Below are 19,536 nucleotides of genomic sequence, written 5' to 3' on the forward strand. Positions count from 1 at the left end.
TCCCCTCCGGGCCCCCCCCCCCCCCCCCCCCCCCCCCCCCCCCCCCCGCACACCCCCCCCCCCCCCCCCCCCCCCCCCCCCCCCCCCCCCCCCCCCCCCCCCACGGCCGTCGTCGTACGGGCTACGGGGGCGCTGTCGCGCCGGTGACGGCCGCGAGGGCGCGGACGAGGGCGGAGCCGTCCGGCGGACGGTGGGGCCAGCGGGCGCCGACGTGGCCGTCGGGGCGGACGAGCAGTGCTCCGTCCGGGGACAGGCCGCACAGCTCCGCGTGCTCCTCGGCGAGGGTCTCGACGCGCAGCGGCCACGGAGCGGGGGTCTGCCGATCCCAGCCGGCGGGGTCCGGGGTGAGCAGGGTGAACCACTCGCCGAACGCGTCCAGCGTCGAGCGGTCGTGCGTGAGCCAGAGGTGGGGCATGCGGTGGCCCGGTTCCGCGGAGGGGACGTAGTCCGTGCCCACGTCGGACGGCTCGGACGGCTCGGACGGTTCGGATGGTTCGGGCGGCGGGGGACTGCCGTCGACGAGGACGGCCGCGGAGCGGTAGGCGACGCCGAGCACGAGGCCGAGCTGGGCGAAGTACCGGTCCGACCAGGGAAGTTCGATGTGCGCCGGGGCGGCTTCGCTGGATTCGAGCTGCTCTTGGCGCAGGCTCTGCGCCTGGAACATGAGGCGGGTGTTGGACACCGCCTGGCGGAGGGTCAGGTGGGCGACGGGTTGTCGTTCCGTCGCGTACGTCTCCAACAGGCGCGGTCCGGCCCAGCCGTGGAGCACGCCCGCCAGTTTCCAGCACAGGTTGTGCACGTCGGAGAGGCCGGCGTTCATGCCCAGCCCGCCGATGACGGGCATCGCGTGCGCGGCGTCGCCCGCCAGCAGGATCCGGCCGTGGTGGAAGCGATCCGCCACGAACGCGTTCATCACCCAGTGCTGGACCCGCACCACATCGGCCCGCACCCCGTGGTCGCCGCCGGATCCGGGGCCGGGGCCGGAGCCGAGGGCGCGCGAGACGAGGCCGGCCCAGTCGGCGCGCTCCGGGTCCTCGGGCGTGGGAGCCAGCCAGGCCCAGCCCCCTTCCGGGTAGAGCGGGAGGAAGGAACCGTGGGCGGTGAAGTAGACCCCGGCGGGCTGGTCGGCACACCAGGTGTTGAGCTCGGCATCGAACACGACGGTGGTGACGGCCGCCATCGCTCCCGGTCCGGTGGTGTCGATCCCCAGCCGTTGCCGGACGGTGGAGTTCGCGCCGTCGGCGGCGAGTACGTAGCGGGCGCGGACGCGCATCCGACCACCGTTGCGGCGGTCGACGAGTTCGGCGACGACGCTCTCGGGTTCCTCGGCCAGGCCGACGAGCTCGACCCCGAACCGCACCGGAGCGTCCGCCGCGGCGAGCAGGATGGGCTCCAGCCGGTCCTGCGAGGTCGCCACGCCGATGACGGGGCTTTCGGGGATCGGCGCGTTGACCCCGACCATCGCCGCAGTGGCGAAGTCGTCGTCGTACAGCGTGTCGCGGAAGCGGATGCGGCCGAATTCCCGTGGGAACGCCTTGGCCGTGATCTCGGCAGCGATGCCCAGCTGCCGGAAGATCTCCATCGAGCGCGCGTTGACCAGCCGGGAGCGGGGGAAGGGGGACAGCTCGGAGCGCTTCTCGACCAACATGGTCCGCACGCCCCAGCGTTGGAGCAGCGCGCGGGCCGTGAGCCCGACCGGCCCACCGCCGACGATCAGGACGTCCACCGCGGTGTCTGGCGAGGGCATGCCACGATCCTCCTGCTGGCCTTGGGTCTGCCGGGGCGCCGGTGTCGGCGATGACTGCGGTGACTGAGATGACCGCGGTGGCTGAGGTGACCGCGGTGACCAGACTGGCGGCGACGACGAGTGGCTGGGGCGATACGCCCTACTTTAGCCGGGTGATCCGGCGGAAAACCCCGAGCGACGCGAGGCGCTGCGCAGAACGGGCCCGAGCCCAGGCCCTGTCCGGGTCAGGCGCGCCACCAGAAGCCGGGCACGGTCGCCATCGCCACCATCAGAAGGGCGCCGGCTCCGGTCATGACGGCCGCGGGTACCGGCCTGCGGCGCGGGTCCGCGAAGGCGGCCAGCCACATCAGGGGCACCGACAGGAAGAAGACGCCCAGCCCGCCCAGGGCTCCCACGTACGACCACATCATGAGGACGAGCCCCCCGATGGCCGAGGTCCGCACGAACGCCGCCCGGCGGTGGCGGAGGAACAGAGGCCACGCCACCAGCAGGGACGTGACGGAGACGAACACGGGGTAGCCGATGCCCTCCGTGTAGGCGCCGGCCAGGAGCGCCGGCGGCACGGGGGCGAGCAGGGCGCACACGGCGAGCCCGAACTGCCACGGGTGAACCCAGCCGCGAGCACCTCCGCGAGCACCTCCGCGAGCACTTCCGCGAGCGGCTTCGCCGGCAGTGGTTCTGCCGCTCGACGCGACGGCTCTCACCATGTCCCCCTCGTAGCGCCATGGCTGAAACACAGCGGTTGAACGCGTTCAGACTACTGGACCGCGGATCCTTCCGGAGCCCGGCCCCGGCCCTGGCCCCCCTCGGTGGTCTCCGTCCCCGTCTCTGTCTCCGCCCCTGCCTGCGCCAGCTCCACCCCGGTCCGGTACAGCTCGACCAGCAGGGGCCGCAGGGCCGCACCGGCCGCGGTGAGCCCGTAGCGCGTGCGTACCGGGAAGCCGGGCAGCCGTTCCCGGACGGCGAGACCCCGCCCCTCCAGGGACCGTAGCCGCTCGGTGAGGACCTTCGGGCTGATCTCGGGCAGCCGGGCCGACAGCGCCCCGAACGACAGTGGCCCGCCCATCAGTTCCCGCAGCACGAGCGTGGTCCAGCGCCCGGACACGGCTGCGAGCGCCAGCTCCACCGGGCAGTCCGGCTCCGGTCGCCGGGTGCGCCCGCCGGCGTCCGCAACCAGCTCGGGGTCCCACCCGCCGGCGTGGCTTTCCCTTTGGTGACCCATTTCGGCATCGGCTTGGCTGTGGTCATGAACCTCGAACGCGATCATGCGCCCACTGTCGTCCTGACCACCGACCCCCGGCAACATCCGGCCGTGTTCGCCGCGGCCTTCAACACCGGCGAACGGGCGGCAGTCGCCCAGGTGTACGAGTCGGACGCCGTCTTCGTCCCACGGCCCGGAGTCCCGCTGACGGGCACCGAGCTCGCCTCGGCCATGGCCGAGTTCCTCGCGCTGGGCCTGCCGATCGAGGTCAGCCCCCGTCACACGTACACCGCGGGTGACCTCGCGCTGCTCATCGTCGACTGGCGCATCGAGGGCACGGGACCTGACGGCGCGGCCGTCCGGCTGGCCGGGACCGCCACGGACGTCGCCCGGCGCGGCCCGGACGGTCTGTGGCGCTACGTCATCGACAACCCCTTCGGCGCCTCGCCCGCCTGACCGGCGAGGGAGCGCACCCGGGCGGTCGCCCGGCCGTCGCCCGGCTCAGGCGATTCCCACCGTGTACGCGGCGCGGTAGCCGTCCCCGTCGGGCGACACGGTCAGCGTCATGGCGGCGCCGGCGGCCCTGTAGCGGCTGTCCCGCTGGTTGGGGTGCTCCGGTGCGGGGCGGCGCGCGTAGGGCTGGCGCGCGTACACCTTCAGCAGGAGGTCCTCGGGGAAGAAGAGCTGCGAGGTCGTCTCGGTCCGGCTGTCGGGGTGCACCTTGAAGTGGATGTGGGGTGCCAGCCCCGCGTACCAGCCGGGCACGATCGTCCGGAACGCGCAGCGGCCGGCGTCGTCGGTGACCTGCGCGCCGCGCAGGAAGGTGGACTTGCCGGTGGAGTAGGCGCCCGAGGGGTCGGCGTGCCAGACGTCCACGGTGGCGGCCGCGAGCGGCCGGCAGCCCTCCGACACCCGAACCACCGTCAGGTCCAGCCGGAGCGGCACTCCGCCCATGCCCTCGGTGATGTCCGAACGCACCCGGTCCAGGTCCAGGTAGTACGGGCCTGCGCCCGCCTCGACGGCGAGGACGCAGGACGGGGTGCCGCTGCCGGCCGGCGGCCGGGGTGTCGAGGCCGACGGCTGTCCTGCCGCACCCCGTGTGCCGGCGGGACCGGCGCAGGCCGCGGCCAGCGCGGCCGCCCCGGCCGCACCGGCGGCTCGTAGAACAGCACGACGGCTGGTCCGGTTGGTGTCGTTCTCGGCCATGCGCCCACCGTGCCGGACGGCACCTTTGACGGTCGGGACCGACACACCGGGGGCCTGCCGCAGCCGGGTTTCGCCGGCGCGGCCTGGCCTGGACCATTCGTTCAGAAGTTGACGCGATGTCAGGAAGTAAGGGTGCAGGTAGGGGATAAAACACCGGCATGGGTCATTTGCGGGGAGGTCAAGACAACGTTGCCAGGTCGTTAACACTTCACTTCTTGACGGCGGTGGAGCGGCCGCGTTGACTGCCCCACCTCGGCCGTTCGGACACGGCCCCGTCAGGGAGGTTCACTTCGTGAACGTGTATGTGGGTCGTGCCGCCGTTGGACTCGCCGTTTCGGCCCTCACCGTCACGCTCGCCGCTTGCGGTGGCGCGGACGGCGGAACCGGCGGGGCCGGCGGGAGTGAGGGCGCGGTCAAGATCGGCCTCCTGCTCCCCGAGAACGAGACCGCGCGCTACGAGAAGTTCGACAAGCCCCTGATCGAGAAGAAGGTCGCCCTCCTGACGCTCGGCAAGGGCAAGGTGGTCTACGCCAACGCCACGGGGGACGCGGCGAAGCAGAACGCCCAGGTCGACACGATGATCGACAACAAGGTCGATGCCCTGATCATCGACGCGGTGGACGCCAAGACGATCGCCGGGGCGGTGGCCAAGGCCAAGGCCGCGGGCGTCGCGGTCGTCGCCTACGACCGTCTGGCCGAGGGGCCGATCGACGCGTACACCTCCTTCGACAACGAGGACGTAGGTCGCGTGCAGGGCAAGGCGCTGCTGGAGGCCCTGGGCGACAAGGCCAGGAACGGGAAGATCGTCATGATGAACGGCGCGGTCACCGACCCGAACGCCGCTCAGTTCAGATCCGGTGCCCGCTCCGTCCTCGACGGCAAGGTGAACGTCGGCAAGGAGTACGACACCGTCGAGTGGAAGCCGGAGAACGCCAACAGCAACATGGCGGCCGCGATCTCCGCCCTCGGCAAGGACAAGATCACCGCCGTCTACTCCGCCAATGACGGCATGGCCGGCGGCATCATCGCCGCCCTCAAGGCCGCGGGCGTCAACCCGCTGCCCCCGGTCACCGGTCAGGACGCCGAACTCGCCGGCGTGCAGCGCATCGTGGCCGGCGAACAGTACATGAGCGTGTACAAGCCGTACGCCCGCGAGGCCGAGGCCGCCGCGGAGCTCGCCGTCACCCTCGCCGAAGGCGAGAAGATCGACGGCATCATCAACCAGATGGTCAGCAGCCCGACCACCAAGCGCGTGCCGTCCGTGCTCATTCCCGGCACCTCCGTGACCAGGAACAACATCGGCAGCACCGTGGTCCTCGACGGTGTCTTCACCATCGAGGAGATCTGCACCGACAAGCTCAAGGCCACATGCGAGGAGATCGGCCTGAAGTGACGCGGTCCTCCCGCAGGGCGGGCAGCGACGGGCGTGGCCGGAAACCGACATTCAGGGAGAGTTAGGCGTATATCATCGCGCTCCACAGAGAAGGCGACGTACTTCTGGAGGCATGATGAGCGAGCGGCCGGTCCTTCTCCCCTACGCCGACCCGGCCTTCGTCGCGAACCCCTTCCCCCTGTACCGGCAGCTGCGCGAGGACGGCCCCGTCCGGCGGGTCGTCATCGCGGGAGGCCTGGAGGCCTGGCTCGTCACCCGCTACGAAGACGGACTCGCGGCCCTCTCCGAACCCCGCCTCAGCAGCGACGTGCGCGACGCCTCGGACACCCGCCTCCTGCGGCAGCTGCCCGAAACGGAACGCGAGTCGATGCTGAGCAACATGCTCCGCAGCGACCCGCCCGACCACACCCGCCTGCGCCGCCTGGTCTCCAAGGCGTTCACCGCCCGCAGGGTGGCCGGGATGCGGCCCCGGATCCAGGCCATCGCCGACGCGTTGCTGGACGCGGTCGCCCCGCACGGCCGCGCCGACCTCATCGCGGACTTCGCGCTGCCGCTGCCGGTCACGGTGATCAGCGAACTGCTCGGAGTCCCGGTGGACGACCGTCACGACTTCCAGGGCTGGACCGACCGCATGATCATGCGGGGCGCGGAGCCGCCGGATCCCGCCGTGGTGAACGAGGCGTGGCAGCACATGCGCGCGTACGTCACCGAGCTCATCCGCGCCAAACGGACAGCCACGGGCGACGACCTGCTGAGCGGCCTCATCACCGCCCGCGACGCCGAACAGCAGCTGAGCGAGGACGAACTCATCGCCATGGTGTTCCTGCTGCTGGTCGCCGGCTACATCGCCACGGTCAACCTGATCGGCGGCGGCATCGCCATGCTGCTCGCCCACCCCGACCAGCTCGACCTGCTGCGCTCCGACCTCGAGCTGCTGCCGGGCGCGATCGAGGAGTTCCTCCGCTACGACGGACCCGTCAGCCCGGGCATCGCCCGCTTCGCACGCGAGGACGTCGAGATCGCGGGCGCGTCCATCCCGCGCGGCGCGACCGTGCTGATCGCCTCGGCCATCGCCGACCGCGACCCGGCCCGGTTCCCCGCCCCCGACCACCTGGACATCACCCGACAGGACAACCCCCACCTCGCCTTCGGGCACGGCATCCACTACTGTCTGGGCGCGCCGCTGGCCCGCCTGGAGGGCCAGATCGCCATCGGCGCCGCCCTGCGCCGACTCCCCGGGCTCGCCCTCGCCGTGGCCCCGGACGAGATCAGCTGGCGCCCCGGCGGCCTCCGCGGCCCCCGGACCCTCCCGGTGACCTTCACCCCCGGCGGCTAGCCGGGCCGGTCTCCGGGGTTGGCCGGCGGTACGCTCGCCGTGCACCGGGTGCCGGGAGCAAGGGGAGTGGTCGTGAGCTGACCGCGGGTGGGTGTGGCCGTGCTGACCATGGGGGACCGGATGCCCGCCCTGAGGGCGCTGCTCGACTCGGTGGCCGGGCGGGACGAGCCGGCCGCGGCCGTCGTGGCGGTCGGCAACGGCTGCGCCCTTGCGGACCTGCCGCCCGGGGTGAGAGGGGGTCGACACCCGTCGGCCGGTGCCCGGCCTCGGCCGGCAGGAGGGACGCCGACCCGGTGCCGCAGCCGGTGTCGAGGACGTCGGCCGGCTCTGTCGGCAGCAGTGCGTGCAGGAGCCGGGTCCATGCGCTGCGCGTGCTCTCGGCCCTCAGTCCGTGGTCGGGCTCTTCGTCGAAGGTCGCTGCGGCGGCATCCCGGTAGGCGGTGATCAAGGCAGCACGGTCAGTCATGGAGCGATGGTCCCGGCCCCCACTGACACCGGGGGTGTCAGAGTCCGAGGGTGATGGCCATGCGGGTCATTTCGGCGGTGCTGTTGATGTTGAGCTTGGCGCGGATGCGGCGGAGGTAGGCGTCGACGGTGTGTTTGGAGAGTCCCATGTGGCGGGCGGTCTGGAGGTAGGTGTGTCCGGCGGCGATGTGGCGGAGGGCTTCCTGTTCGCGGGGGGCGAGGAGGGTGGCTTCGGCGGTGGGTGCGGTGAGGGTGAGGCTCATGGGATTCCTCCGACGTTTCGTCTCGGTCATCTCTGCTCACGACCTCGGAAGCAGGGGACGCTTTCCGGAATGCGGTGTTTGTCCCTGATAAAGAGATTGGCCGTGTGAGTTCATCGCCGTGTCCGCCGACTGTCACAGGCGTGTGACAGGGCCCGCCCGTGGCCCGCGGCTCGCTCGTCCCTACCGAGGAAACCCCTGGTCAGCGCCGCTCTCGTAGATGAAGCGGTGCCCCCTCGGCGGCAGGCCGCCGAGGGGGCCGAGCCCCTACGGCGTCATCTCGTAGGCGCCGGAGAGCGCCTCGACGCGCGCCCAGACGCGGGCCGCGCGAGCCTCGTCGACGACCGGGCGCCGGATGGCGCCGAGTGCCCAGGCCTGCTGCTCGACGGTGGTGGAGTCCTTGCCGTGGAGCTCGATGGCGTGCTGGGAGAAGTCGCGTACGAGGACGGAGAACAGTTCGTCGAGTACGGACTCGTCCAGGTCCGTCAGGCGGGCCTGCTCCAGGATGAGCTGTCCGTGGACGACCAGGGCGAACAGCTGGCCCACGGAGAGGAGGAAGTCGAGGTCGCCGCTCTGCTTCTCATCGGGGGCGATGGTGGCCGCGAACGCGCACAGCGCGTCGGCCTGCTCGCGGAAGCGCGCGACATTGGGCACGGCGGCGTAGGCGTCGTACGCGGGACGCCAGTCGTGGAAGCGTACGGAGCCCAGACCGCGGGCCGGTCCCTGCCGGAACAGGAACCCGTCGTCGGCGGCGTCGAGGCGGGTCGGTACGGGCGCGTACTCAGCCGGGTCCAGCAGGTGGTTGCGCATGAACTTGAGGATCAGTGCGAGGTTGACGTGGACGGTGCCCTCGAGCTTCGGCAGCCCGCGGATCTCGATGGCCGCCTGGGCGAAGTAGTTGTCCTTCTCGAAGCCCTTGGCGGCGATGACGTCCCACATCAGGTCGATGACCTTCTCGCCCTCCGTGGTGACCTTCATCTTGGTCATCGGGTTGAAGAGCAGGTAGCGGCGGTCGTCGGGTCCGGCGGAGCGGAAGTAGTCGACGGCGCGGTCGCTGAACAGCTTCATCCCGACCAGGCGGACATAGGCGTCGGCCAGCTCGCGGCGCACGTGCGGGAAGGCGGTGACGGGGCGGCCGTAGAGGATCCGGTTGTGCGCGTGCGTGACGGCCTCGTACATCGCGTGCTCGCAGATGCCGATGGAGGCGGTGCAGAGGTTGAACTTGCCTACGTTCACGGTGTTCAGGGCCGCGTCGAAGGCGGCGCGGCCGGTGTGCAGGACGTCGTCGGCGGCCACCGGGTAGTCGTCGAGGCGGAACTCGCTGACGTACTTGGAGGAGTCGACGACGTTCTTCACCAGCTGGTAGGCCGGGTGGCGGCTGTCGGCGGCGAAGAAGACGTAGCCGTCGGGGCCTTCGACGTCGGTGCGGCGGCCGAAGACGGAGACGAGGCCGGCGGCGTTGCCGTTGCCGATGTAGTACTTGGAGCCGCTGGCGCGGAAGCCGCCGTCGCCGTCGGGCTCCAGCAGCATGTCGGTGGAGTAGATGTCGGCGCCGTGGGTCTTCTCGGACAGACCGAAGGCGAACACCTCACCCTCGGAGAGGAGTTGCGCGGCGCGGGCACGGGCGGCCGCGTTGTCGCTCTGCCAGACCGGGCCGAGGCCGAGGATGGTGACCTGCCACGCGTACCAGTAGTCGAGGCCGTAGAAGCCGAAGATCTCGTTGAGGGCCGCGATGCGCGCGGTGTCCCAGCGCTTGTCGGGCGCACCCTCGCCGGCGGCGGGGGCCGGGGTCAGGAAGGTCGCGAAGAGCCCTTCCTTGGCGGAGAACGCGAGGAAATCGGCCAGCCAGGCGCGGGAGCGGTAGTCCTCGATGAGCCGGCGCTTGCCGCGGGCCTCGAACCAGTCGACGGTGGCGCGCAGGAGCCTGCGGGTCTCCGGGTCGAAGTGCGCGGGGTCGTAGGTGTGCGGGTGGAACAGCAGAGGGTCGGACATGGCGAGTCACCTTCCGAGGGGTGGGAGTCGAAGGTCGCGCGGACGCGCGGCGGGAGGAGATGGGGCTGGTGGGGCCGCGTGGGGGTGTGTGGGGGTGCGTGCCGTGCGGTTCAGGCGGCCGTGGTGGGCGGAGCAGGCGGGGCGGGCGGGGCGGGAGTGGTGAGCGCGCTGGGCGTGGTCTGCCCGCCCTGGACGGTCCGGGTGGGCCGGGCGAGCCGGTGGAGGGTCGCCAGGACGTCGTCGAGCCAGGCGATCGTCATCCGCTCCTGCGCGATTCCGCCCCGCAGAACGACGTGCTGGAGTTCCTGACCGGCGTCCAGGGGGGAGGGGGCGTCGGGCCCGGTGAAGTCGCGCAGCTCCCCGGCGAGATAGCGGGCGAGGCGGTCCCGGTGCGCCTGCTGGTGCCGCTCGACCTCGCGGATCAGGGAGGCGGGGTCGTCGAAGGCCGCGCCGCGGATCTTCACGGCGAGGTCGTGCCGCAGGCTCTCGGGTTCGATCGGCTCGTGCAGCCACTGGGCGAGGGCGGCGCGGCCCGGACCGGCGGCGGAATACTCGTTCTTGTCCGGCCGGCCCTGCTGTGGGACGGTGCGGACGGTGAGCAGGCCGTCGCTCTCCATGCGCTTGAGCACGCGGTAGATCTGCTGGTGGGTGGCGGTCCAGAAGTAGCCGATGGACCGGTCGAAGCGGCGGGCCAGCTCATAGCCGGAGCCCGGCTTCTCCAGCAGGGAGACGAGGATCGCGTGTTCGAGCGCCATGCCGCGATCTTGCTATGCAACTTGTTGCACAGACAAGCGGCGGCGGCCAGGTGAGACGCGGCTCACCCGGGAGGGCCGGGCCGGGTCTGGTTGGCGGGGTGGTGGGGGCCGGGGGACGCTGGGGGTATGCGATGGCGCGCGCCGGGCGGGGTCATGGCGGCTGCGGTCGCCATCGTCCTGCTGGTGGCGGGCACGCCCGGGCCCGACGGCGGGGACATCGAGCAGCAGGTGGACGTCGGCGGTGGGCGGAGCCTCTATCTGCGCTGCTCCGGCTCCGGGAGCCCCACCGTCGTCCTCCTGTCCGGGCTGCACGAGGCTTCCGACCCGTGGTCGCTGACCGACACCACGCCGCCCGTGCCGAAGGCCCCGGCGGTGCTGCCGGGCGTGGCCGCGTTCACCCGCGTGTGCACCTACGACCGCCCGGGCACCATCCGCTACACGCAGCCGCCGGCGCTCACCACCCGCAGCACGCCCGTACAGGGCAGCCGCGAACTGCCCGCCATGGTCCAGGACCTGGACCGGGTGCTGACCGCCGGGCACGTACCCGGCCCGTACCTGCTGGTGGGGCACTCGTTCGGCGGGATGCTCGCCCTGCGGTACGCGCAGGAGCACCCGGAGCGGACCCGCGGGCTGGTCCTGGTCGACGCGCTCGGGCCCGCGCTGAAGCCGGCGATGGGGGCGGACTGGGCGGCGTACGTCGAGGCGCTACGGCATCCGGGCACGCCCTTCGACGCCGACCCGGCCTTCGAGCAGGTCGACATCGACGGTGGAGTCACCGCCATCGACCGCGGCGGCCCGCTCCCACCGGTCACGGTCGCGGTGCTCAGCAAGACCGAGCCCTTCGCCGCGCCGCCCGCCATGTCCAAGGGCCTCCTGGCGAAGCTGGAGACGGCCTGGCCCAAGGCCCAGCAGGCACTGGTGGGCCTGCGGCCGCAGACCCCCCACCTGCTGGCGACCGGCAGCGACCACTACGTCCAGCTCCACGACCCGGACCTCACGATCGCGGCGGTCCGGCTCGTCGCGGACCGGGCCGCGGCTCGGCCGAGTCCCGTACCCAGCGCCTCGTAGGCCGGTGTCAGAGTCCGAGGGTGATGGCCGTGCGGGTCATTTCGGCGGTGCTGTTGATGTTGAGCTTGGCGCGGATGCGGCGGAGGTAGGCGTCGACGGTGTGTTTGGAGAGTCCCATGTGGCGGGCGGTCTGGAGGTAGGTGTGTCCGGCGGCGATGTGGCGGAGGGCTTCCTGTTCGCGGGGGGCGAGGAGGGTGGCTTCGGCGGTGGGTGCGGTGAGGGTGAGGCTCATGGGATTTCCTCCGACGTTTCGTCTCGGTCATCTCTGCTCACGACCTCGGAAGCAGGGGACGCTTTCCGGAATGCGGTGTTTGTCCCTGATAAAGAGATTGGCCGTGTGAGTTCATCGCCGTGTCCGCCGACTGTCACAGGCGTGTGACAGGGCATGTCGCCGCACGTCGGCCGAGTACGGGTGCTTGACGTGCACGCGGCGGGACGACAGCCTGGCCCGGAGTTACCGACAGGTAAGCGGGAGGGGTGGCCATGGACAGGGACGGCGCACACGGCGGGGAGCGCGCGGAGCAGAGGGGGGACCAGGGCCGGGACGATGCGGAGTCGATGTACCAGTCCGTCGAGCGGCAGGCCGAACTGGTCCGCACCGGCAAGACCACCTCCCGCGCCCTCGTCGAGGCCGCGCTGCGCCGCATCGGCCGGCTCGATCCCGTCCTCGGAGCCTTCCGCGTCGTCCTCGTCGAGCAGGCCCTCGCCGAGGCCGATGCCCGGGACGCGGAAGGGGCGGACGGCCCGCTCCACGGCGTCCCCATCGCGGTCAAGGACGAGCTGGACGTCGCCGGGCAGGTCACCACCTTCGGCGGCGCCGCCAACCACACCCCCGTGACCGGCGACTCCGAGGCCGTACGCCGCCTGCGTGCCGCCGGTGCCGTCGTCATCGGCAAGACGACCATGCCCGAGTTCGGCCAGTGGCCCTTCACCGAGTCCGTGGCCCACGGGCACACCCGCAACCCCTGGGACATCACCCGCACCCCCGGCGGCTCCAGCGGCGGCAGCGCCGCCGCCGTCGCGGCCGGACTGGTCGGGGCGGCGCTCGGCGGCGACGGCGGCGGCTCGATCCGCATCCCGGCGGCCTGCTGCGGACTCTTCGGCCTCAAACCGCAGCGCGGCCGGGTCTCCACCGCCCCGAACGCCCACCTCTGGTACGCCCTCGGCACCGTGGGGCCGCTGACCCGCACCGTGCGCGATACCGCCCTGCTCTACGACGTCCTCGCCGGCACCACCCCCGCCGACCGCTGGAGCGCAAGCCCCGTGACGACCGGCTGGCTACGGGCGCTGGAGACCCGGCCCGGCCGGCTCCGCATCGGCTACTCCGCCAAGCCCGCCGTGCCCGGCGTACGCCCCCATCCGACCCACGTCGAGGCCATGCTGGAGACCGTACGGGCGCTGCGCGAACTGGGTCACGACGTACGCGAGGTCAACCCCCGCTACCCGGACGCCACGGCCCCGTTCGCCGCGCAGTTCTGCGGCGGCGTACGGGCGGAGGCCGCCGCGGTCGAGCGCCCCGACCTGCTGGAGCGGCGCACCCGCAGCACCCTCGCGCTCGCCCGGCTGGTCCCCGAATCGGCCGTGGAGCGCGGGATCCGGGCGGGGGAGCGGCTGGCGGTCCGCGCGGACCGGATGTTCACCACCATGGACCTGCTGCTGACCCCGGTGATCGCCGAGCGCCCGCGCCCGGTGGGCGCGCTGGACGGTGCCGGGCTGCTGACGGCCCTGGCGCGCTCGCGCCCGATGGTCGCCTACACCGCGCTGTGGAACGTCACCGGGCATCCGGCCGCGTCCGTCCCGGCGGGCCTCGGGCCGGACGGGCTGCCGCTCGCCGTGCAACTGGTGGGCCGCCGCGACGACGAGGTGACCGTGCTCCGGGTGGCGGCGCAGCTGGAGACGGTGAGGCCGTGGTCGCAGCGGCGTCCGGAGCCGCCGGCCCGGTGATCGGGCGGAGCGGCCGTGGAGTTGATCGTAGGCGTCGGCGTCGGCGGCAGGACCTCAGCCGAGCGGCTGCCGAACCGCCGATCGGGCGCCGGCCGGATCACCACCAGTAGGCGGGGTACCGCGGAGCGTTGCGGCGCACGCGGGAAGCGGCGTATCCGGTCAGGACCAGCAGGACCGCCGAACCGAACAGCAGCGGGACGAACCGGCGAGGGTCCGGCGTCTGGAGCAGGATGATCACGGCGGTGGCCACGGCCGGCGAGTGGGGGGTACGGGCGGCCATGTTCACGGCGAGCGTGATACCGGCCGCCACGGCCGCGGCCCAGGCGCTGCTGCCCGCCACGGCGAGTACGCAATAGCCCACGGCGCAGCCGACCAGATGGCCGATGACGACCCCGCGCGGCTGGGCGAGCGGCAGGGCCGGGGCGCTGTGGACCAGCGCGGCGCTGGCGGCCAGCGGGGGTATCAGTACCGGTTCGTGGATCATCGCGCCGATCGCGACGAGGCCCAGCAGGACGGCGGTCGCCGCGCAGATGCTGTGGAGGGCCGCCGCCGGGGCGGGCCTGGCCGGGGCCCGCCCGGCTCCCTTCGTGGAAGGGCGCGGTGCCGGGGCAGGCGTGGACTCGGGGCGCAGGACCGTGTTGGTGCTCATGAGGGTGGGGAACGTCCGGGATAGGCGGCCGACGGGCCGGGGCGGGGCGGGAGGGTGCCTGGGCGGGTTGCCGGGGCAGGGGCGGCCCGGGGCGGGGGTGGGCCGGGGACGTCCGGTACGACCATATCCGGCCGTGATGCGCCCCGTGTATCAGGGGATCGCCCCGCATGGGCCGGTCACGACGTGCACAATGACCTCCGGCGAGGTCAACGGGGCACAGGCGAAGGCCGGTTGTTCGTGGCAGGGGGAGAGCCGATGGAACGGCGGATCCAGCAGATCGAACTTCCGGGCGGGGAGACCGTACTGGCGCGGGTCAGCGTGATGCGGCCCGAGGACGTTCCCCGCGGATCGGACGAACCCGCCTACGAGGACGTGGGCGCGCTGGACCATCTCACCGCCCGCGTGGACCAGCTGAACGAACTGGTCAGCGGCATCGGCTCCGCCGTGCTCGACTCCGCGCTGGCCGCCGGCCCCGACGAGGTCAGTGTCACCTTCGGCATCGAGCTGCTGGCGAAGCCGGGCAAGGCCGTCGCCTTGCTGGCGGACGGCGAGGCCAAGGCCGCGATCTCGGTCACCCTCACCTGGCGTCCGCGGGAAGGGGAGGGAACGGTGGGTCCGGACACCTCACACGGACGGCTCGCTCACTGAAGAACCGAAAGGCGACGCCGTGCGGCCCGCGTTGGAGCCGCACAGCGTCTTTCCCGGCTGGTCAGCAGTCGTCGTTGTATCCTCCGTGGCCGTATCCTCCGCGGCCGCCCCAGTCGTCGTCATCGTCGTCGTACCAGCCGTGGCCGTGGCCGCCCCTGTCGTGGTCCCAGCCGCCGCCGGTCACATGAGTGGCGGAGTGGGTCGGGGTCGCTGCCGAAGCCGTACCTGCGGCTCCCAGCGCGGCGCCGCCGGCCATCAGAACGCCGATGGCAGACACCGCGAAGAGTCGCTTCACTCTCATTGCTCGCATGGTTTCAGAACCCTTCATCATTGCTATGAGCACGAAGACTTCTTTTCCTCCTTCCGCATGAGATGTGTGCACGCGCCGCACCTGTGTCCATAAATTTCCCTGCACAGGTGATGTGGAGAGTGCCGCCCGCCGTCAACGCGACCTCGTCGGGTCACGGACCTTCGGGGCTGGTGCGAAATCCGCACGCCACGCATGCCGGCGCATCACTGCAGGCAAAGGGTGTGTTTCCCGCAATTGCCACAGTTACCTACGGAAGATACTAGTCACCCACCCGACGGTCGGCATCTCGGGACGGCAGGCCGGTGGGGCTCAGGCGGTCGGCTGTCAGTGGGGGCCGGTAGGTTGTGATCGGCTGCTCGTACGTGCGCGGGCACCGATGCACCACGGGGGTACACGCGATGAGTTCGACCACCGCATGGAGGGCTGCCGGGGACCATGAGCTGACACTCGATCCCTGGGCAGGGCCGAAGCCGGTGCTCCGCTGCCGTACCGCGGCGGGGCGCGAGCTGAAGAAGGTGCCGCCCGCGCTCAAGACGGACCCGCTGGTGGCGGAGTTGACCGCGCTGGCGGAATGGATCGGCGACCACGCCGTCCAGGCACAGACGAGCGTCGAGCGGTGGATGACGCAATGCCTGCCGGTGCCCGCCGCGTTGATACGGCAGGTATGGCCCGACCCGTACTGGCAGCGCGCTCTGCGGTACGCGGTGATCGCGCCGTACGACGGGGCGGGCGACGGGTCGCAGGGCGAGCCGGACGTGCGGCGCGCCGGGGTGCTCACGGGCATCGCGCCGCGCCCGGGCGGCAGTGCGCTGGTGCTGACGGGACTCGACGGGGAACACGAGCTGGACGACGCCGTGGTCATGGTCCCGCATCCGGTACTCCTCGACCCGCGCGGCACCGGGCTGCTCGAACGCTGGCGCACACTGCTGGATCCGCTGGGCGGGGAGCAGGGGCTCGAGCAACTGCACCGCGCGGTGTACGTACGGCCGGACTGCTCGCCCGCGCCCGCCCCTGGAATCCAGAGCACACGCGAGGGCATCACGGTCTTCTACGGCGCCTCGTACGAATCCGGGGCCCGCTTCGAGCGCTCGGTGGCGCGGTTCGGCGGACGCATCAGCGGGGAGCGCGCCGGATTCACCTTCGGCCACCAGGGGCGCCGGCACGGCATGGTGGCCGACCTGCGCTACCAGGGACCTGTGGCTCCGGTGAGCCTGCACGACTTCTGGTTCACCGACGTCCGGGGGCGGCAGGGATCAGGGACGTACGACGTGGTGCCGAGGACCGTCTGGTCCGAGGGGATCAGGGCGATCACGGCTCTCTACGACGAGCGGGAAGCCGTTGAGGGGCGCTCGCTCAGGACCATGCCCGCCGACGCGGCTAGCGGGTACCAGTCCTTTCTCGTCGCGTGCGCGGACCACGCCGCGGCGGGCGCACCGGATGCCGGCCCTCCGAAGCAGCGGCAGCCTGCCGACGCACGCGGGCTCCTCGATGCGGGCGCGGTACTCGCGGGCGACCCGGCCGGTCCGCACGAGGAACCGCTGACCGCGCGCCGCTACGGATCGCCGTTCCTGGAGGACGGCGGGCCTTTCGTACGGCTGGTCGTGGCCCGGGCGGTCGGGGCACAGGACGCGGTGGCGCGGGCGCTGGGCCTGGAACCCGACGCGGAGGAGCCCACACCGGTCGGCCGGACACCGGTACGCCCCCTGGACTTCCTGTCCCGGGTCTGCCGGGTGCACCCGGAGCTGGCGCGGCAGGCGATGCGATTGCTCGCTCCGCTGCGCACGTGCGCGAAGACGGCCGAAGCGAAGCCGGGCCGGGCAGCGACCCAGCTCTCGGCGAGCCTGAAGAAGCTGACGGCACCTCATCCGGAGCTGCTGCCGTTCGCCCTGGACGAGGGTGCGCGGATCGTGGCCGCGGCGGGCAGCGTGGCGATGGCCAGGCCGCTCTACACCGAGGCACGCGCCGCCGAGAAGCGACAGGGCGGCATCGACGAGAGTGCTCTGTGGGAGCTCGTCGCGGAGTTCCGCGCGCTCGGCGTCGTCGACGAGAAGTTGCTCAGGCAGTACCGGGACGACATCGCCGCGCGCTCGACGGCGGAAGAGGCGTACGAGAGCTACCGCAGGCTCGTCCTCGAATCCTGCCGAAGGGAGAGCCGGATCCCCACCTCCTTCGTCCGGGACGGGGTCACGCACCACCGGCAGCGGGACATCCCGGCGTCCTTCGCCGTGGAGCTGGCGGAGGGAATCGGCGGCGGCCCGTTGGCCGCCGACGACACCAACACCGAGATCTTCCGCCTGCTGCTGCGAGCCGGCGCACTGGCGACGGCGACGGCGCCCGTGTGGGAGGCCTGGGCGGCGCCGCTGGAGCGGGATCTCGCGGAACACCCCGACACGGCAGGGCACCTGAGGACCCATCTGCCGGAGCCCCGGGGCTCCTCGGCCGTCGCGAAGACCGAGGCCGCCGAGGCCTGGCTCGCCCTGATGGCACGCCTCGGCCTGCTGGAACGGCTCACCGGAGGGGCGGAGCCCGACTCCACCGCGTCCGCGCGGGCGGCGAACGCCTGGCTGACGCTGTTCCTCCGGCGTTACGCGGGCCTGCGCCGGCCCGTCGCCGGCCTGGAACCGGTGGTGGCGTCGATCGCGGCACGGATGCGCGAGGCGGGCGAGACCCGCGACCCGCTGCTCGGGCTGGAGAGCAGATCTCTGGGCGGTGACTTCTGGGGCGTCGGCGTCGACCTCGAACTGCTCGTCCTGATGCGGCGGGCGGGAATGCCGCTCGCCGAACCCGGCGACGGGCAGCGTGTCTTCGCCCTGCAATGGATACAGCGCCGGGGCACCGACGGTGTCGAATCCGTACTGGGCGATCCCGCGTTCCGCGAGCCGATCCGCACCGAACTGACCGGCACCGTGCGGGGAAGCTACGGCTACACCGTCACCCGGCACGGCCTGACGCCGTTCCCGAAGGTCACCAAGCGGGTGGCCGCGCTGGAACCGCTGCGGGAGCTGATGACCGGGATCCTCGACGAACGTGCGCGGCGCGTGCGGGAGGGCGGCACGGGCGGGATCTTCGCCCTCCAGGACCTGCTGCTCCATGTCGAGCCCTTCGTCGTCGCCGGAGCCGCGAAGCACTTCGACACATACGTACAGGAGGCACTGGCCGCCGATCCGGCCACACTGCTGGCGGACACCCTGCGCGCGCACTGCCTCGGCCACGGGCACGACGGCGACCAGACCGGCGCATGCGGACTGCGGGAGGTGACCGTCGAACAGGCGCGAAAATTGCTGGAGTCGACGGACGGGGCCACACGGCAGCGCCATGCGCAGGTGTTCGCCGTGGAACCGGCCACCCGCAGGAGCCGGTACCTCGCCTTCGACATGGGATCGGAGTTCGCGCAGGACCTGCTGCCCGGGATCGAGGCGGCCCTGCCGCGGACAGCGGGCGAATCCTGCAGAACGCAGACCCTCGGTGTCGTGCAGGGCGCGCTGTGGTGCGAGACGTGGCAGGCAACGCTCCGCCGGTTCGTGCGAGTGGGAGGATGAGCCGATGGGGACACGACTGCCGTTCGGAGACGCGTTACGGACCGAGCTGGGAGTGCCCGAACACCCTCTCAGACTGAGCAGCAGCCCTCGCTCGCGGGTGTGGCGCGTCGAGTTGCCGGCATCAACAGCGGTGGTGAAGCAGCTCGTCGGCGGTCCCGGTGCCGACGAACGGTACGCCCGCGAGGTGGCCGCCCTGCGGCTCGCGGCCCGAGCCGGCGTTCCCGTGGTGCCGGCCCTGCTGGCCACCGATCCCGGCGAGCGGGTCCTGGTACTGGAGGATCTCGAACACCAACGTCCGGCCGGTGACTGGATCGTCGGGTACGCGGCCGCGCTGGCACGGCTGCACGCCACGGCCCGCCCGGAGGACGCCGGGGTGCTTCCCCGATGGCAGGGCCCGAACCAGGCCGACGCCGAGTCCTTCCTGCGCCTGGCCGCTGCGCTGGAGGTCCCGGTCACCCCCGGTGTGTCCGGCGAACTCGACGGCCTCGTCGACAGGCTCGACCAGGCACCCGGGCACGCCCTCCTCCACGGGGACCCCTGCCCCGGCAACGATCTCCACACGGCATCGGGGATCAGATTCATCGACTTCGAACAAGCCTCCTTGGGCAGCGGCGTGATGGAGCTCGCCTACCTGCGCATCGGCTTTCCGACATGCTGGTGCGTCACCTCGGCGTCGGAGCCGCTGCTGGAGCGGGCGGAGGACGCGTACCGCGAGGCGTGGCGGACCGCGACGGGCTCGGAAGTCCAAGGCGGGCTCACCGACGCGTGCGCCGGCTGGCTGATCCGCGGCGACGCGCTGGTCCAGCGGGCACACCGCGACGGGACGGACCACCTGGACCGGATACCCCACCAGGACTGGACCTGGGGCACCGCGACCGCCCGCCAACGGCTCGTGCACCGGCTCGGAGTCGTCGGGCGGAGGACGGGCGAAGACGCCTCCCCCCCCCCCCTTGGGAGCCCCAACAACACCACGCGCCCCCGCAGAGGTGTCCATTGGCCCCCACTCCTGCCCCTCCCCATCTC

At 72.2% G+C, this 19,536-nt stretch carries 18 protein-coding genes; 8 read left to right on the forward strand and 10 right to left on the reverse strand.

Features of this window, described 5'->3' with window-relative positions; genetic code table 11:
- Positions 1-121: 121 nt before the first annotated feature.
- From ACZ4VT_RS34485 to ACZ4VT_RS34495, 3 genes are all read right to left on the reverse strand, one after another.
- Complete coding sequence (locus ACZ4VT_RS34485; protein WP_467955334.1) at positions 122-1,747, reverse strand: FAD-dependent monooxygenase; 1,626 nt, start codon at positions 1,745-1,747, stop codon at positions 122-124.
- Between the two features lie 224 nt (positions 1,748-1,971).
- Positions 1,972-2,310: a hypothetical protein gene (locus ACZ4VT_RS34490; RefSeq protein ID WP_467955335.1), complete on the reverse strand. Its 339-nt coding sequence runs from the start codon at positions 2,308-2,310 to the stop codon at positions 1,972-1,974.
- A gap of 194 nt (positions 2,311-2,504) precedes the next feature.
- On the reverse strand, positions 2,505-2,873 hold the full coding sequence (locus tag ACZ4VT_RS34495) for a winged helix-turn-helix transcriptional regulator (RefSeq protein WP_467955336.1): 369 nt from the start codon (positions 2,871-2,873) through the stop codon (positions 2,505-2,507).
- A 120-nt stretch (positions 2,874-2,993) separates the two neighbouring features.
- Between ACZ4VT_RS34495 and ACZ4VT_RS34500 the strand changes: the two genes are divergently transcribed.
- Positions 2,994-3,404, forward strand: a complete 411-nt coding sequence (locus tag ACZ4VT_RS34500) for a YybH family protein (RefSeq protein WP_467955337.1) — start codon at positions 2,994-2,996, stop codon at positions 3,402-3,404.
- Positions 3,405-3,449: 45 nt separating this feature from the next.
- Here the strand turns inward: ACZ4VT_RS34500 and ACZ4VT_RS34505 are convergent, their stop codons facing one another.
- Complete coding sequence (locus tag ACZ4VT_RS34505; protein WP_467955338.1) at positions 3,450-4,154, reverse strand: dioxygenase family protein; 705 nt, start codon at positions 4,152-4,154, stop codon at positions 3,450-3,452.
- Positions 4,155-4,446: 292 nt separating this feature from the next.
- Between ACZ4VT_RS34505 and ACZ4VT_RS34510 the strand changes: the two genes are divergently transcribed.
- Positions 4,447-5,547, forward strand: coding sequence for a substrate-binding domain-containing protein (locus tag ACZ4VT_RS34510; protein ID WP_467955339.1), 1,101 nt, complete (start codon positions 4,447-4,449; stop codon positions 5,545-5,547).
- Between the two features lie 115 nt (positions 5,548-5,662).
- Entirely contained in the window at positions 5,663-6,883 is a 1,221-nt protein-coding gene (locus ACZ4VT_RS34515; protein WP_467955340.1) for a cytochrome P450 family protein, read from the forward strand.
- Between the two features lie 503 nt (positions 6,884-7,386).
- Here the strand turns inward: ACZ4VT_RS34515 and ACZ4VT_RS34520 are convergent.
- The 3 genes from ACZ4VT_RS34520 to ACZ4VT_RS34530 all read right to left on the reverse strand — a co-directional run bounded on the left by ACZ4VT_RS34520 (position 7,387) and on the right by ACZ4VT_RS34530 (position 10,355).
- On the reverse strand, positions 7,387-7,611 hold the full coding sequence (locus tag ACZ4VT_RS34520; protein ID WP_351301924.1) for a response regulator transcription factor: 225 nt from the start codon (positions 7,609-7,611) through the stop codon (positions 7,387-7,389).
- Positions 7,612-7,875: 264 nt separating this feature from the next.
- Positions 7,876-9,600 (reverse strand): acyl-CoA dehydrogenase family protein, encoded by a 1,725-nt coding sequence (locus ACZ4VT_RS34525; protein WP_467955341.1) that lies wholly within the window; start codon positions 9,598-9,600, stop codon positions 7,876-7,878.
- Positions 9,601-9,710: 110 nt separating this feature from the next.
- Entirely contained in the window at positions 9,711-10,355 is a 645-nt protein-coding gene (locus ACZ4VT_RS34530) for a PadR family transcriptional regulator (protein WP_467955342.1), read from the reverse strand.
- A gap of 126 nt (positions 10,356-10,481) precedes the next feature.
- Here ACZ4VT_RS34530 and ACZ4VT_RS34535 point away from each other — a divergent pair, with 126 nt between their 5' ends.
- On the forward strand, positions 10,482-11,423 hold the full coding sequence (locus ACZ4VT_RS34535; protein WP_467955343.1) for an alpha/beta fold hydrolase: 942 nt from the start codon (positions 10,482-10,484) through the stop codon (positions 11,421-11,423).
- A gap of 7 nt (positions 11,424-11,430) precedes the next feature.
- Here the strand turns inward: ACZ4VT_RS34535 and ACZ4VT_RS34540 are convergent, their stop codons facing one another.
- On the reverse strand, positions 11,431-11,655 hold the full coding sequence (locus ACZ4VT_RS34540; protein WP_467955344.1) for a response regulator transcription factor: 225 nt from the start codon (positions 11,653-11,655) through the stop codon (positions 11,431-11,433).
- Between the two features lie 251 nt (positions 11,656-11,906).
- On the opposite strand from ACZ4VT_RS34540, the gene ACZ4VT_RS34545 reads away from it, so the two are divergent.
- A complete protein-coding gene (locus ACZ4VT_RS34545) occupies positions 11,907-13,367 on the forward strand; it encodes an amidase (RefSeq protein WP_467955345.1) in 1,461 nt (486 codons plus the stop codon).
- 97 nt (positions 13,368-13,464) lie between these two features.
- Here ACZ4VT_RS34545 and ACZ4VT_RS34550 read toward each other — a convergent pair whose 3' ends face one another.
- Positions 13,465-14,016 (reverse strand): HPP family protein, encoded by a 552-nt coding sequence (locus ACZ4VT_RS34550; protein WP_467955346.1) that lies wholly within the window; start codon positions 14,014-14,016, stop codon positions 13,465-13,467.
- A 255-nt stretch (positions 14,017-14,271) separates the two neighbouring features.
- Between ACZ4VT_RS34550 and ACZ4VT_RS34555 the strand changes: the two genes are divergently transcribed.
- Complete coding sequence (locus ACZ4VT_RS34555) at positions 14,272-14,664, forward strand: CU044_2847 family protein (RefSeq protein ID WP_467955347.1); 393 nt, start codon at positions 14,272-14,274, stop codon at positions 14,662-14,664.
- Positions 14,665-14,725: 61 nt separating this feature from the next.
- Here ACZ4VT_RS34555 and ACZ4VT_RS34560 read toward each other — a convergent pair whose 3' ends face one another.
- Entirely contained in the window at positions 14,726-14,965 is a 240-nt protein-coding gene (locus tag ACZ4VT_RS34560; RefSeq protein ID WP_467955348.1) for a hypothetical protein, read from the reverse strand.
- Between the two features lie 407 nt (positions 14,966-15,372).
- Here ACZ4VT_RS34560 and ACZ4VT_RS34565 point away from each other — a divergent pair, with 407 nt between their 5' ends.
- Together ACZ4VT_RS34565 and ACZ4VT_RS34570 are read left to right on the forward strand one after the other, a co-directional pair.
- Positions 15,373-18,513, forward strand: a complete 3,141-nt coding sequence (locus ACZ4VT_RS34565) for a DUF4132 domain-containing protein (protein WP_467955349.1) — start codon at positions 15,373-15,375, stop codon at positions 18,511-18,513.
- A gap of 4 nt (positions 18,514-18,517) precedes the next feature.
- Positions 18,518-19,536 (forward strand): phosphotransferase (locus ACZ4VT_RS34570; RefSeq protein WP_467955350.1); only part of this gene is annotated, 1,019 nt, incomplete at its 3' end.

This window comes from Streptomyces sp. NPDC029164 (genome assembly GCF_055563995.1).

What these genes read in the sequence shown, in the direction of transcription:
- ACZ4VT_RS34535 (WP_467955343.1), top strand. Translation starts at nt 10,482, where the DNA reads ATGCGATGGCGCGCGCCGGGCGGGGTCATGGCGGCTGCGGTCGCCATC.
- ACZ4VT_RS34515 (WP_467955340.1), top strand. Translation starts at nt 5,663, where the DNA reads ATGAGCGAGCGGCCGGTCCTTCTCCCCTACGCCGACCCGGCCTTCGTC.
- ACZ4VT_RS34530 (WP_467955342.1), bottom strand. Translation starts at nt 10,355, where the DNA reads ATGGCGCTCGAACACGCGATCCTCGTCTCCCTGCTGGAGAAGCCGGGC.
- ACZ4VT_RS34545 (WP_467955345.1), top strand. Translation starts at nt 11,907, where the DNA reads ATGGACAGGGACGGCGCACACGGCGGGGAGCGCGCGGAGCAGAGGGGG.
- ACZ4VT_RS34485 (WP_467955334.1), bottom strand. Translation starts at nt 1,747, where the DNA reads ATGCCCTCGCCAGACACCGCGGTGGACGTCCTGATCGTCGGCGGTGGG.
- ACZ4VT_RS34520 (WP_351301924.1), bottom strand. Translation starts at nt 7,611, where the DNA reads ATGAGCCTCACCCTCACCGCACCCACCGCCGAAGCCACCCTCCTCGCC.
- ACZ4VT_RS34565 (WP_467955349.1), top strand. Translation starts at nt 15,373, where the DNA reads ATGAGTTCGACCACCGCATGGAGGGCTGCCGGGGACCATGAGCTGACA.
- ACZ4VT_RS34550 (WP_467955346.1), bottom strand. Translation starts at nt 14,016, where the DNA reads ATGAGCACCAACACGGTCCTGCGCCCCGAGTCCACGCCTGCCCCGGCA.
- ACZ4VT_RS34525 (WP_467955341.1), bottom strand. Translation starts at nt 9,600, where the DNA reads ATGTCCGACCCTCTGCTGTTCCACCCGCACACCTACGACCCCGCGCAC.
- ACZ4VT_RS34560 (WP_467955348.1), bottom strand. Translation starts at nt 14,965, where the DNA reads ATGAGAGTGAAGCGACTCTTCGCGGTGTCTGCCATCGGCGTTCTGATG.
- ACZ4VT_RS34500 (WP_467955337.1), top strand. Translation starts at nt 2,994, where the DNA reads ATGAACCTCGAACGCGATCATGCGCCCACTGTCGTCCTGACCACCGAC.
- ACZ4VT_RS34505 (WP_467955338.1), bottom strand. Translation starts at nt 4,154, where the DNA reads ATGGCCGAGAACGACACCAACCGGACCAGCCGTCGTGCTGTTCTACGA.
- ACZ4VT_RS34540 (WP_467955344.1), bottom strand. Translation starts at nt 11,655, where the DNA reads ATGAGCCTCACCCTCACCGCACCCACCGCCGAAGCCACCCTCCTCGCC.
- ACZ4VT_RS34555 (WP_467955347.1), top strand. Translation starts at nt 14,272, where the DNA reads ATGGAACGGCGGATCCAGCAGATCGAACTTCCGGGCGGGGAGACCGTA.